Origin of the sequence: Clostridium ljungdahlii, assembly GCF_001636845.1 — a bacterium.
GTDB classification, from domain to species: domain Bacteria; phylum Bacillota; class Clostridia; order Clostridiales; family Clostridiaceae; genus Clostridium_B; species Clostridium_B ljungdahlii_A.
In genome coordinates this window covers 1-14,802 of the sequence record NZ_LITT01000018.1, presented here as the reverse complement: position 1 = coordinate 14,802, position 14,802 = coordinate 1, and the positions used below count along the sequence as shown (strand labels likewise).

Below are 14,802 nucleotides of genomic sequence, written 5' to 3'. Positions count from 1 at the left end.
TATTTTAATGTGGTTTAAAAATTATCCTAAACAAAGATCTTTGTATTACATATAATTTCAATTATATGTAATATTTAGATATTGTTATCCCAAAGTATAGCTTTTATTTTTTTATATATTAAAAAAGATGTAACATATTGGAACAGATAGACATGAAACAAAAATTGTGATTAATAAAGGAAGAGTGAATGATGGAAATACTTTCTTTAGGAGAAAAAATAAAGAGAAGAAGAAAAGAACTCAATATGACTTTGAAGGATTTGGCAGGGGATAGAATTACACCTGGACAAATAAGTTTGGTGGAATCAGGGAAGTCAAATCCTAGTATGGATTTGTTGGAATATTTAGCAGGGGAATTGAATACTTCCATTGAATATTTAATGGAGTCAGAAGAAACTCAAGCACAAAAAATATGTACTTATTTTGAAAATATAGCTGAATCTTATATAATAAGTGGAAGTTTGAGTCAATCAGAAAAATATATTGAAGAGGCTATATACTACTCAGAAAAGTATTCCCTACAATATGAAAAAGCAAAAAATTTATATTTAAAGGGGACAATCTATACGGCGAGAAAAGAATATCCTATTGCTCAACAGCTTTTATTGTCTGCTAATGTTGTTTTTATAAAAAATAATAAATATGAAGAAATTATAAAAACTTTTATAAATTTAGGAAAGATTACAATAAGTATGAAATCATATCATGCTTCCAGAAGTTATTTGCAGCAGGCAGAAAATGTATATAAGGAAAATAATATAGGAAATGATTTCTTGCTTGGACAAATATATTATTATACAGCCTGTATAAATTTTAAATTAGAAAATATGGAAGAAGCAATAAACTATTCTTATCTGGCAAATGAGAAGTTTAGGCAGATAGATGATAGGGAAGAGTATGCTAAAAGCTTATTTTTGCTTGCAGAAGAGTATAATAAAAAGGGAGATATAAATAATGCAATAAAGTATTCTAAAAAAACATTAAATGTATATAGAAAATTAGAAGATGTAATAAATACTGCAAAAATTGAAAACAATCTAGGTAAACTTTTTGGAGAGTTTAATAATATTGAGGAATCATTTATACATTTAAATAAGGCAAAAGAATTGAGAATGAGGTGTAAAGATGGAAAGATTGTGGATACACTTATAAATATATGTGAAAATTATATAAAATTAAAGGATGTTATAAATTCAAGGAAAGTTCTAGAAGAAATAAGGGACAAGATAGACGAAAAAAATAGTAAATCACTAGTATATTATTATATGATGAAATTTAGAATAAATATGATTGAATGTAATAAAAAAGAAGCAGAAAATACATTAATTGATGCATTGAACTTTGCGACAAAAATGCATTATACTAGAGAAGCTGCAGATATATCAATAAAGCTTGGGAAATTCTATGAGGACATCAAGATGGATAAGGAAGCAGCTAAGTATTTGAGTGAAGGTGTTGAAATTTTTAAAAGGATTGGAATATTAAAAGAGTATTAAATAGAACAGGTGATAATTATGGAGATACTTTCTACTGGAGAGAAGGTTAAAAGAGCACGCATATATAAGGGATATACTTTGAAGGAACTGTGTAATAGTAAAATATCAATTTCTAAAATGAGCTGCATTGAAAATGATAAAATAAAGCCAGAAGATTGGATTTTAGAGTTTTTATCAGATAAACTTGAAGTTAGTTTTGAGTATCTGAAATTAGATATAAAAAATCAAATAATAGAAAATATAGATGATATTGAGAAAAAACAAGATAGGAAAAGTTATGAAAAAAATTTAGTATATAATTTTAAATTTGCTGAACGGTATGGATATGATAATATATGTTTTAGGATAATGCATCTCTTATTTAACTATTATCTAGAAAAAAGTGAATTAGAAAAATTGCATAGTATAATTGTAAAGTATTATGAATATTTACAAAGAAATTTTTCTAAAGAAAAAGCAATCCTGTATTATATGGATGTTGGCAAATATTTTTTTAAAGCAAAAGAATTTTTACAGGCTATAAACTATTATGATAATGTGTTAGTCATTGCAGCAGAAACTGGTAGTAATGAACTAATATTAAAAATTACATATAATAAAATAACTTGCTTTATTGCTCTTAATGATTATGAAAAGGCTTATGAATTGTCTGATGGGATTACAAAATTGATAGATATGGTAGATGGAGACATAAAAAAAGCAAAAGTATATCATGTTTTAGCAATACTTTCTTTAAAAAATGATACTGAAAAATTTAAAGTATATGAAAAAAAGGCAAATGAATTTTATAAAGATAATTTAAAAGATAAATCAATATCTATGGTTGAATATGCTGAAGCTATGTTTACTTTAAATATGAGTGAAAAGGCAGTATTTTATATAAATGAAGCACTGAATATGTATCCTAAAGAGTATGCGGTGGAATTTGCTGATTTTGTAATCAAAATAGTAGGCATTTTGATAAAAAATCAAATTTGGGATAGAGCTGAAGGTATATGTGATATAGCTTTAGATTGTTCTATAAAGTTAAATGATATAGTTCTTATAGAAAGAGCATACTATTATAAAGCGTTGGTATTTATAAAAAAAGGTCAGTTAGCTGAAGGGGAGATGTATATGAATCTTTCGCTGGATGCTCTATCGAAATTTGAAACAAATACTTGCATATATGAAAGATATATGGAAATAGGATGTATGTATTATGATATGAAAAAGGTTCAAGAGGCCCTTAAATATTTTAATATTGCTATTGATTTAAAACAAAAATATAATTTTTTATAGTTTTACTTAGAAAACTGAAAAAATTATATTTTGTTGTCCAATGAATTAAATTAATCTAAAGAGGTTTAGAAGGGAGGAGCTGCGTTAAAACTTGTTTTAAGTTTTGCGTGACGTATTTTTATTATGAACATAGACAAACTTACAATAAAAGTTCAAAATGCAATGAATGAAGCACAACTTACAGCAGTGAAATATAATCATCAACAGGTAGATGTGATTCATATGTTTTCAGCTTTAGTATTTGAGCAAGATGGACTCATTCCAAATATATTTGGAAAGATGTCTGTAAATTTAAAATCTCTGGTAAATGAAACTAAAGATGTTTTAGACAAGATGCCTAAAGTACTGGGAGAAGGAGCACAAAGTTCCTCCGTCTATGCAACTAGAAGATTTGAAGATATTTTTTTGAAGGCAGAAAAGATAGCTGAAAAATTCAAAGATTCATATATAAGTGTAGAGCATGTAATGCTTGGTATTATGGAAGTTCACTCTTCTGACGTAGACGGCATACTTAAGAAATTTGATATTACAAAGGATGCATTTTTAGAAGCCTTGTCCCAGGTAAGGGGAAATCAAAGGGTTGAAACTCAGGATCCAGAGGGAACTTATGAGGCACTTGCCAAGTATGGCAGAAATCTTGTGGAAGAGGCAAAAAAACATAAACTTGATCCGGTTATAGGTAGAGATGAAGAAATAAGAAGAGTTGTTAGAATACTTTCAAGAAGAACTAAAAATAATCCTGTACTAATAGGTGATCCAGGAGTAGGAAAAACTGCTATAATCGAAGGCTTGGCAGAGAGGATTGTAAGAGGAGACATACCAGAAGGCTTAAAGGATAAGATAATATTTTCCCTAGACATGGGAGCATTAATTGCTGGTGCCAAATTTAGAGGAGAATTTGAAGAAAGATTAAAGGCCGTATTAAAAGAAGTACAGAAGAGCGAAGGAAAAATAGTGCTTTTTATAGATGAAATTCACACTATAGTTGGAGCTGGAAAAACAGAAGGTTCTATGGATGCTGGAAATTTAATAAAACCAATGCTAGCAAGAGGTGAATTGCACTGCATAGGCGCTACTACTTTTGATGAATACAGAAAATATATAGAAAAAGATAAGGCTTTAGAGCGAAGATTTCAACCGGTGGTTATAGATGAACCTACTGTTCAGGATTCTATTTCTATACTTAGGGGACTCAAGGAAAAGTTTGAAATATATCATGGCATAAGAATTCATGATTCTGCTATTGTGGCTGCTGCAAAGCTTTCAGATAGATATATAACAGATAGGTATCTTCCAGATAAGGCTATAGATTTAATTGATGAAGCTTGTGCTATGATAAGAACTGAAATTGACAGTATGCCAACTGAAATGGATAATGTGAAAAGAAAAATATTTCAGCTTCAGATTGAAAAAGAGGCTCTTTCCAAAGAAAAAGATAGTGCCTCTATAGAAAGGCTTAAGTCAGTAGAAAAGGAACTTAGTAATCTTAAAGACAGAGATAATGAAATGACTGCTAAATATGAAAAGGAAAAGTCAAATATAACTGAGGTTAGAAATTTAAAGAAACAGTTGGATGAAGCAAGAGGACAAATTGAAAAAGCAGAGAGGGAATATGATTTAAATAAAATTGCAGAATTAAAATATGGTGTTATTCCCAAACTGGAAAGTACTATAGATGAAAAAGAGCAATCTATTAAAGAAAACAATGAAGCTGCAATGTTAAAGGAAGAAGTTACAGAACAGGAAATTTCTCAGATAGTATCTAAATGGACTGGAATACCTGTTTCAAAATTGGTAGAAGGGGAAAGACAGAAATTAGTAAAATTAGAGGATGAACTTGCAAAGAGAGTTATAGGCCAGAAGGAAGCAGTTACAGCAGTTTCAAATGCTGTACTTAGAGCAAGAGCGGGTATGAAAGATCCTAAAAGGCCAATAGGTTCTTTTATATTTTTAGGACCTACAGGTGTAGGTAAAACTGAACTTGCAAAAACTTTAGCAAGGACACTGTTTGATAGTGAAGAAAACATAATAAGAATAGACATGTCAGAGTATATGGAAAAATATTCTGTTTCAAGACTTATAGGAGCTCCTCCAGGATATGTAGGATATGACGAGGGAGGTCAGCTTACGGAGGCAGTGAGGAGAAAACCATATAGTGTAATATTATTTGATGAAATAGAAAAAGCTCATGAAGATGTGTTTAATATATTCCTTCAAATATTAGATGATGGAAGGCTTACTGACAATCAGGGTAAGGTAGTTGATTTTAAAAATTCTATTATAATTATGACTTCTAATATAGGAAGCAGCTATTTATTACAGAACAAAAGTAGTAATGGAATAGATAAAGATGTAAGAGACAAAGTAATGAATGATATGAAATTTAAATTTAAACCTGAATTTTTAAATAGACTAGATGATATAATAATGTTTAAACCCCTAAATACGGAAGAAATTAAATTCATAATAGATATATTCCTAAGGGATATAGAAAATAGGCTTAAGGAGAAAAATATATCTATACAAATAACCTCAAAAGCAAAAGAAGTTATGGCACAAGAAGGTTATGATCCTGTTTATGGAGCAAGGCCTTTAAAAAGATATATAGAAAGCGTTCTGGAAACATCTATTGCAAAGAAGATAATTAATGGAGATATATATACAGGCTGCAGGGTAAGAGTAGATTATGAAGATGATAAGTTTAAAATAGAAAAACTATAATTATTTATTAAAATAAAGGTTACCATATATGATAGAAGATTAAAAAAGAGGGTGTTTTTTATGAAAAAACCTGTCTATTCAATCATATATGGTACTTTTATCTATTTATTTGTAATTGCTTGTATAAGCTTAATATGTAAATGGGATTGTGTAAAATATAATTTTACGGGAGAGAGAAAGAATATTGTTTTAGCTAAAGATAATGCACCAACGTATTCTAAAGAAGTATTCTTAACTTTTGATGATGGTCCTTCTGTAAATAACACTACAAAGATATTAAATATATTACAACAAAATGGAGTAAAAGCCACTTTTTTTATAGTAGGTGAAAAGGCAAAAGAAAATCCTTCTATATTAAAGCAGCTAAGTGACAGCGGTATGAGTATAGGAGTGCATACATATTCTCATAATTATAAAGAGATGTACAGCAGTTTGGATGCATACTTAGAGGATTTTCGAGTTTGTAAAAATGTAATAAAGAATATAACAGGAAAAGATTCTATAGTATTTGTGAGGCTTCCAGGTGGGTCAGATAACTTAGCAGCAAGCGTAAGCAATTTAAATATTATAAAGAAGACTTTAAAGGGAAACGGAATGAAGTATGTAGATTGGAACGTGGTCTCAGGGGATGCAGATAAACGTTTTGTGTCCAAAGATATTGTAAAACAAAATGTAATAAATGGATGCAAGAATAAAAAAATTGCAGTAGTTTTGATGCATGATTCTTACTATAAAACTTCTACAGTAGAAGCACTGCCAGACATTATAAGTTATTTAAAAAAAGAAGGTTTTGTTTTTAGAACTTTTGATGATATAACTTTAGAGGAAGAGTTTAGAATGACAGATAAAGGAATCATTAATAGATGACTAAAATTATAGAGAGTTTCTAAACGAAAAATAAAACTTATACTCCGAATATTTTTACAACCACAAACACGGTTAAATATTTTGATAAGTCTAAGAAGAAAATTTATAAAAACTAAGGCCTTTTGAAAACTCGTACCTCGAACAATTCAAAAGACCTAAGTTTTTTAAAAAATTTTCTACTAAGACTTATATACAAAATATTTAAATGTGTTTGTTTATTGTAAAATATTTCTGCATATAAGTTTTATTTTTAAGTTAGAAACTGCTATAGGGTTTATAAGTTTAAAATTAAATTATTCATATAGTTAAGCCATTGAAATCAGTAGATTTCAATTAATGTATAATTTAAGTTATTAGTTAAAAACCCTATATATGAGTGATTCTAGTTGAAATTTTAACTTATACATAAAATATACTAACAAAACGGAAATCACACTTAAAAACTTTTTTTATAAGTCTTAGCGAGGTATTTTAGAAAATCTTAAAAGCTTATATATGTTTGAGGTACGAGTTATATAAGCTTCTTTAGATTTTCAAAATACCGAGCTTTAGACTTATAAAAAGTTTTTAGTGTGATGAAATTTGTTAGTATATGGCTGATATAAGTAAACTTTCAAACTAGAAACTCTACATAAAGATGTAAATTAATTAGATTTATTTTTGGTTTCTCTTTCTATTATAAATTTTTTAGCATTTAATTCTAAGGTATCATCTAGAGGGTCAAGTTTTGTATCACCATATTTTTTAGAAATAGCTGTAGATATAAATCTATCTGCTAATTCAGGGTTTTTAGAAAGGAGAGAACCGTGAAAATAAGTACAAAAACAATTTTTGTATATGCAGCCTTCGTATCCATCTTCCCCATTATTACCATAACCTACAATTACTTTTCCAAGAGGTTCTAAATCTCCTATATAAGTTCTTCCAGAATGATTTTCAAAGCCTACATAAGTTTCCTTAAATTTTTCGTTATATATAACTGTATTTCCTATAAATCTATTGCTGCCGCCCTCTGTATATATATTAAGTACATCAAGACCTGGCAACTTTTGACCATCGGGTGTAGAGTAGTATTTTCCAAGAAGTTGATAGCCTCCACAAATTGATAAAAATACTTTACCCTCTTCGATGTAACTTACGATGCCTTCTCTTTTATTTTTGACAAGATCTTCTGATACTATGGACTGTTCATAGTCCTGGCCACCGCCAAAAAGAGTTATGTCATATTTAGAGCTGTCAAAGGGATCTCCAAGAGATATATTAAATACATTTATATCTATACCCCGCTGCTGTGCCCTATATTTTAATATGAGTATATTTCCTAAATCTCCGTATACATTTAATAAATCAGGATATAAGTGACATATGTTTAATTCCATTTTAGATACACTCCCTAGTTCTCTAATATTTTACCACAGCTTTTTGATATATCCCTTGAAATTGAGAAATTTCCTGAAAGTTATCATGGCAGTATAAGTGGCTAATACATATACTGTATTTGATTTGCAATTTTTTATTTCATCAATTAGATTTTCATAGTGCTTACAAATTATAAAGTTATCTTGGGGTAATCCTGCTACTTTTAATCTTACAGCCATGTCATAAAGTCTTATACCTGAAATCATTATTTTATCTATATCAAGTGAAGACAGCTTTTCAAAATTCACGTCCCATATCCAGGATACATCCCTTCCATCTGCATAATTGTCATTTAGAAGTACAGCTAGGTTAAAGGTCCTGTTGTCAAGGCTTAAAGTATTTATAGCTTGATCATAACCGGCAGGATTTTTTACTAAGATAATTTTAACCTCTTTACCTTCTATATTTATGACTTCTTGTCTTCCAAAACTGCTCTTTTGTTTTTTTAGAGAATCACATATACAGGAAGTAGATATTCCACAAACCATTGCTATAGAATAAGCACATAGGGCATTATACATATTATATGTACCTGGTTGATTTATATAATATTCCTTCTCATTAATTACTACTAATGATCCATCTGGAGTTTGATCTTTTATTTCATCTAAAGTATAATCCAATTCAGGTCTTTTATATCCACACTTTTCACAGTAGTAATCGCCTAAATGATTATATGTAAGAAAATTATATTTGTAAGGATTTTTGCATTTCTTACAGAACTTGGCATCTGCATTAGTATCTACTTTTTTTCTATTTGTTGGAGAACAATTAAATCCATAATAAATAGTTCTGTTTGGTAAATTTAGATCTCCAAGAAGAGATTCGTCTCCATTGAGTATTAAATTTGAAAGAGGTACTTTTTTGATACCTTTTAGAATTTTGTTTAATGTAGTGTAAACTTCTCCATACCTGTCAAGTTGATCTCTAAATAAGTTTGTTACAGTTATAATTTCTGGAGTTATATAATCTGTAAATAAAGGAACATTTGCTTCATCACACTCTATAACTGCATAGTTTGTCTCACTACATTTTTTAAATGAATAATTTTCTATAAAACATGAAACTATACCTGTCAGCATATTTGCACCTGTATTGTTTGTAATTACACGTTTTTTAGCATCCTTTAGCATGTTGTAGACCATACTTGTAGTTGTAGTTTTACCATTTGTACCTGTTATAAGTATAATTTTATAATCCTTACATATGGTTTTAAGAATATTCTTATCTAATTTTAAAGCAACTTTTCCAGGAAAATTACTTCCTCCTTTAAATAAAAATTTTGATAATTTTATTACGATCTTGGAAATAATAATACTAAAAAAAGATTTTATGTTAATTTTTAACACCACCTTCAACTTAAGTAAAGCATTTGTTTATTTACTTTACATATTGTTTGTCATAAGTCTATAGGCTCTAAATTTAAGATTGAAGTCTATTATAGTACACAACAAATACACGAGCAAGTAAATAACTCTTAATATTATAATACAATATTATAATTTTTACATTAAAAAGTTGTAAATTTACTGCATTTCTTAGGCCGGATAATAGAATGTGGGAATAAACATTTAAAAGAATGTATGTTTATGAGGGTATATATAAGAATGTTAAAATTATAATATAAAGACATAGTTAAATAAATTATAATATCTGAATAATTTACCGAGTAGTTTTGCAAGTTCAAATAGAAAAAATTCATTATCAACCTAACTTATAAATAAAAAGTATAGCTTATATTAAAAAATATATAGAATTAATATAGTACATATAAAAATATACAAAGTATATAATGTATTATTACAGGTATAATATATAAAATACTTTATAATTAAATTTAAAATAATTTTTTTATTGCATTTTTCTATAAATGGTGTAATATATAAATATAAACTAATTTAGGGGGAAACATCATGAACATTGACTTATCATATTTAAATATTAATAAATATAGAAATATGTATAAAAATTTATCACCATCAGAATTAACGGAATTTTCAATTAAAAGGGGAGAAGGGTTTTTATCAAATAAAGGAGCTCTTATGATTAATACTGGAAAGTACACAGGAAGATCTCCTAAAGATAGATTTATAGTTAATCAAGAAAGCATTAGAAACAAAATAAACTGGGGAAATGTAAATCTTTCTATAGAAGAAGATATTTTTAATAGAATGTATGATAAGATTTTAAATTATATAAGTGATAAAGACATTTTTGTGTTTGATGGATTTGTTGGAGCTTTAAAAAAATATACCCTTCCTATAAGAGTAATATGCGAAAGAGCATCCCAGGCGTTGTTTGCAAATCAATTGTTTAGAAGACCAACGGAGGAGAATTTAAAGTGTTTTACTCCTGAATTTAACATAATATCGGTACCTGGATTTAAGGCTAAGGGGAAAGAAGACGGTTTAAATTCAGATGCCTTTATTTTAGTGAATTTTGATAAAAAAATTATATTAATAGGGGGAACCAGTTACTCAGGAGAAATAAAAAAATCAGTATTTTCAGTAATGAACTTCTTGCTTCCACAAAAAGGGGTCATGCCTATGCACTGTTCTGCTAATATAGGACAAGATAACAAAACTTGCTTATTTTTTGGATTGTCAGGAACAGGAAAAACTACTTTATCAGCAGATGGTGAAAGAAGGCTGATTGGTGATGACGAACATGGATGGTCTAATGAAGGTGTATTTAATTTTGAGGGCGGATGTTATGCTAAAACTATAAGACTTGATAAGGAAAAAGAAAGTCAGATATACAATGCCATAAAATTTGGAACTGTAGTTGAAAATGTAGTGGCAGATGAGAATAGGGTACCTGATTATAATGATGGTAGATATACTGAAAATACAAGGGCAGCATATCCTATAAATTATATAGATAATATAGAAGAAAGTGGTGTAGGAGAAAATCCAGAGACTATAATATTTTTAACTGCAGATGCTTTTGGTGTAATGCCACCTATATCAAGACTTTCTAAGGAAGCAGCAATGTATCACTTTATGTCTGGATATACTAGCAAGATAGCTGGAACTGAAAGAGGAATAATTGAACCTCAAGCTACTTTTTCCTCTTGCTTTGGTGAACCTTTTATGTTAATGAATCCTGCTGTGTATGCAAAGCTGTTAGGTGAAAGAATAGACAAGTATAATACTCAGGTATATTTAGTGAATACTGGATGGTTATCTGGAGGATATGGAAATGGAGATAGAATAAAACTTTCCTACACAAGAGCTATGATTAGAGAAGCTTTGAAAGGAAAATTCAAAGGTGTTGACTTTGTGGAACATCCTGTGTTTAAAGTAATGATGCCTACAAGATGTCCAGGTGTACCTGATGAAATATTAAACCCTAGAAATACATGGCAAGATAAAGAAGCGTATGATAAAACAGTGAGAAATCTGGCACTGAAGTTTAGTAAAAACTTTGAGAAGTTTAAAGATGTTTCCGAAGATATAGCAGAAGCTGGACCTAAAGCTTAAATTGTTTATTATAGCTAATTTAAGTGAAATTTATATATAAATATTTAGTAATATAAAAAATAGGATTTGGTGATGAGTTGATTTTATTTTCATCACTAAATCCTTTATTTGTATATGAAATAAAAGATAATTTTACTTATGTAACAAATTATTAATAATATATATGCTGTGAAAAAGCTTACGGTAATAGTATAATAATACTTGTTTATAAATTTAATAGGGAGTGAAGTTAATGGAATTATTATTTATTATTAAAGCTGCTGCTATTGGAGTAGTCGAGGGAATAACAGAGTTCCTGCCAATATCTTCAACAGGTCATATGATAATAGTAGGAAATCTGATAAACTTTAAAGCACCAACATATAATGGCGCTTATATAGATATGTTTGAAGTAGTAATTCAGCTAGGTGCCATACTTGCTATAGTAGTGCTTTATTGGGATAAGATTTTTAATTCGCTTAAAAATCTTAAACCTGGCAAATGGGGATTTAAACTTTGGTTTACTATTTTAGTTGCTTTTATACCTGCTGCTATTGTAGGATTGCGTTTCAATGATATTATTAAAAGCAAATTATTTAATCCGGTTACTGTTGCCTGTGCATTAGTATTTGGCGGTTTTCTCATGATATATATGGAGAACAAATACAGGAGAGGAAATAGTACAAATAGAATTGAAGATATAAATATTGTACAAGCATTTAAGATAGGATGTTTTCAATGTCTATCACTTTGGCCAGGAATGTCTAGATCTGCGTCCACAATAATGGGTGGATGGATAAGTGGACTTACAAATGTAGCTGCAGCAGAGTTTTCCTTTTTCCTTGCTATACCTACTATGATAGCAGCATCAGGATGGTCACTTATAAAAGTAAAGGTAGCTATGGATGTTCCTCAAGTTATTGCGCTGGCAGTTGGATTTATAGTTTCATTTATAGTAGCATTAGTTGTAGTAGAAAAGTTTATAAATTTTTTGAAGAGAAAACCAATGAGAGTTTTTGCTGTATATAGAATATTTATAGGAGCGATAATACTTATATTATATTTTACTAAAGTTATAAATATTTAATACTGTTATAGACAATGAATATTTTTCTGGTAACATAAATTTTCTATGATAAACTGTTTATTATGAATTGTAGATATAAAAATATATAGTTGCAAAAATTAACTATATTATGATATGATTTGTACGTAAAATTAAATAATCTAGGGGGGCCTATGTTATAGGCTGAGATAGAACTGTTAGTTCTGACCCTCATACCTGATCTGGATAATTCTAGCGTAGGGAAGAGCTTTATATAGTTTTAAAATGCAACTTTATAAGGTTGCATTTTTTTATTATATTAAAGATGGATATGAGGGAGATGTGTAATCTCCTCCTTTTTTATTTAACATAATTTTAAAAAAAATATGTTAAGGGAGATGTTTTAAATGAATTACACAACACAAATGGACGCTGCTAAGAAAGGCATAATCACAAAAGAGATGGAGAGAGTAGCTGCTAAAGAAAACATGGAGGCATTGCAACTAATGGAATTAGTTGCGCAGGGTGTAGTTGTAATACCAGCTAATAAAAATCATAATGCATTAGATCCAGAAGGTGTAGGACAAGGACTTAAGACTAAGATAAATGTAAATTTGGGAATTTCAAAGGATTGCAACTGTATAGATAATGAATTGGAAAAAGTTAAGGTAGCTTTGAAAATGGAAGCGGAAGCTATAATGGATTTAAGCTGCTTTGGAAAAACTGAAGAATTTAGAACTAGCCTAGTAGAAATGTCACCTGCCATGATAGGTACAGTACCTATATATGATGCAGTGGGATTTTATGACAAAGAATTAAAAGATATAACTGAAGAAGAACTTTTAGGTGTGATTGAAAAACATGCGCAAAATGGTGTGGATTTTATGACGATTCATGCAGGTATAAATAGAGAAACTGCAGCAGTTTTTAAGAGAAATGAAAGACTTATGAACATAGTATCTAGGGGAGGAGCCTTGATATATGCATGGATGGAACTAAATGGAAAAGAAAATCCCTTTTATGAGTATTTTGACAAAGTTTTAGATATATGTGAAAAATACGATGTAACTATAAGTTTGGGAGATGCCTGCAGACCAGGTGCTATAAAAGATTCTACAGATGCTTCACAGATTAAGGAACTTATGACTTTAGGAGAGCTTGCAAGAAGAGCTTGGAAGAGAAATGTACAAGTTATGATAGAAGGACCAGGACATATGAGTTTAGATGAAATAAAAGCAAATATGCAGTTAGAAAAGAAATTGTGTCATAATGCACCATTTTATGTGTTAGGACCTTTAGTTACAGACGTAGCTCCTGGTTATGATCATATTACATCAGCTATAGGAGGAGCAATAGCTGCATCTTCAGGAGCAGATTTCCTATGTTATGTAACTCCAGCAGAACATTTAAGACTTCCAAACTTGGAAGATATGAAAGAAGGAATCATAGCTGCTAAAATTGCAGCTCACGCAGGAGATATTGCAAAGGGAGTAAAAGGTGCAAGAGACTTAGATGATGCCATGAGTAAAGCTAGAAGAGAGCTTAATTGGGAAAAAATATTTAATTTATCCATAGATCCAGAAAAAGCAAGAAGGTACAGAGAGGAATCAAAACCAGAAGATGAACATACATGTACTATGTGTGGAAAAATGTGTGCTGTTAGAAATATGAACAGGGTTATGGAAGGAAAAAATCTAAATGTTTTAAGAGATGATGATTGATGTGTGAATTGCTTTCATTGTGTGTGATGGAAGTGTTACGGATGGTAGCTATTGGATAGAATCTTTAAATAAGCATTGGTGGAAATACTTATGCTTATTTAAATTGTAATAAAAGTTTTCGTATTTCTGCAGAGCAACCAGTATACAACTGAATAAATTCAACTCTTTAGACATATAGAATATCAGATGTTTTCTGATATTCTCATATTATTTGTTGAAAGTGTTTAAAATAGTGTTGACACTATTAAAAAAATATGTTATGCTAAAAAAGTCGTCGAGATGAGGCGACAAAATGATCCTTGAAAATTAAACAGAGGAAGATATAAGTACAACTTATTTAGAATAAACCAGCAATTCTTTTGAGCTGCGAGAGCAGCTAAAAAAGTAATTTCGTAAGAATAGTGTATTATATTTTGCTAACAAGCTAAAATGTAATATATTAAAAATTGGTAGTAGCGAGCAAGACAAGGAAAAGTTTGAATGAGGAGCGGAGTTTACTTAAGTAAATGAGCACCGCAATGAAAGCTTTGACGCAGTATTGCGAAGCTAATAGCAATTTTCTATAGAGCCATAAAAACTTTTAAATTAAGAGTTTGATCCTGGCTCAGGACGAACGCTGGCGGCGTGCTTAACACATGCAAGTCGAGCGATGAAGCTCCTTCGGGAGTGGATTAGCGGCGGACGGGTGAGTAACACGTGGGTAACCTACCTCAAAGAGGGGGATAGCCTCCCGAAAGGGAGATTAATACCGCATAATAATCAGTTTTCACATGGAAATTGATTTAAAGGAG

At 29.8% G+C, this 14,802-nt stretch carries 9 protein-coding genes, 1 rRNA gene and 1 riboswitch; of the genes, 8 read left to right on the top strand and 2 right to left on the bottom strand.

Features of this window, described 5'->3' with window-relative positions:
• The first annotated feature begins 191 nt into the window (after positions 1-191).
• The 4 genes from WY13_RS09005 to WY13_RS08990 all read left to right on the top strand — a co-directional run bounded on the left by WY13_RS09005 (position 192) and on the right by WY13_RS08990 (position 6,365).
• On the top strand, positions 192-1,496 hold the full coding sequence (locus WY13_RS09005; protein ID WP_063555349.1) for a helix-turn-helix domain-containing protein: 1,305 nt from the start codon (positions 192-194) through the stop codon (positions 1,494-1,496).
• A gap of 18 nt (positions 1,497-1,514) precedes the next feature.
• On the top strand, positions 1,515-2,777 hold the full coding sequence (locus WY13_RS09000) for a helix-turn-helix domain-containing protein (RefSeq protein WP_063555348.1): 1,263 nt from the start codon (positions 1,515-1,517) through the stop codon (positions 2,775-2,777).
• A gap of 123 nt (positions 2,778-2,900) precedes the next feature.
• Positions 2,901-5,498 (top strand): ATP-dependent chaperone ClpB, encoded by a 2,598-nt coding sequence (clpB, locus tag WY13_RS08995; RefSeq protein ID WP_063555347.1) that lies wholly within the window; start codon positions 2,901-2,903, stop codon positions 5,496-5,498.
• Between the two features lie 60 nt (positions 5,499-5,558).
• The gene (locus WY13_RS08990) at positions 5,559-6,365 is read left to right on the top strand and encodes a polysaccharide deacetylase family protein (protein WP_063555346.1); all 807 of its coding nucleotides are present in this window, start codon (positions 5,559-5,561) and stop codon (positions 6,363-6,365) included.
• Positions 6,366-7,009: 644 nt separating this feature from the next.
• Here WY13_RS08990 and WY13_RS08985 read toward each other — a convergent pair.
• Positions 7,010-7,744 carry a type 1 glutamine amidotransferase gene (locus tag WY13_RS08985; protein WP_063555345.1) on the bottom strand — a complete coding sequence of 245 codons (735 nt, stop codon included), beginning with the start codon at positions 7,742-7,744 and terminating at the stop codon, positions 7,010-7,012.
• Between the two features lie 30 nt (positions 7,745-7,774).
• Positions 7,775-9,133: a Mur ligase family protein gene (locus WY13_RS08980; RefSeq protein WP_156499004.1), complete on the bottom strand. Its 1,359-nt coding sequence runs from the start codon at positions 9,131-9,133 to the stop codon at positions 7,775-7,777.
• A 564-nt stretch (positions 9,134-9,697) separates the two neighbouring features.
• On the opposite strand from WY13_RS08980, the gene pckA reads away from it, so the two are divergent.
• From pckA to WY13_RS08960, 4 genes are all read left to right on the top strand, one after another.
• On the top strand, positions 9,698-11,266 hold the full coding sequence (gene pckA / locus WY13_RS08975) for a phosphoenolpyruvate carboxykinase (ATP) (protein WP_063555344.1): 1,569 nt from the start codon (positions 9,698-9,700) through the stop codon (positions 11,264-11,266).
• A 232-nt stretch (positions 11,267-11,498) separates the two neighbouring features.
• Positions 11,499-12,332, top strand: coding sequence for an undecaprenyl-diphosphate phosphatase (locus WY13_RS08970; protein ID WP_063555343.1), 834 nt, complete (start codon positions 11,499-11,501; stop codon positions 12,330-12,332).
• 132 nt (positions 12,333-12,464) lie between these two features.
• Positions 12,465-12,571, top strand: a riboswitch (TPP riboswitch).
• 126 nt (positions 12,572-12,697) lie between these two features.
• Positions 12,698-14,011: a phosphomethylpyrimidine synthase ThiC gene (thiC, locus tag WY13_RS08965; protein ID WP_063555342.1), complete on the top strand. Its 1,314-nt coding sequence runs from the start codon at positions 12,698-12,700 to the stop codon at positions 14,009-14,011.
• Between the two features lie 581 nt (positions 14,012-14,592).
• A 16S ribosomal RNA gene (locus WY13_RS08960) occupies positions 14,593-14,802 on the top strand; the annotation flags it as partial.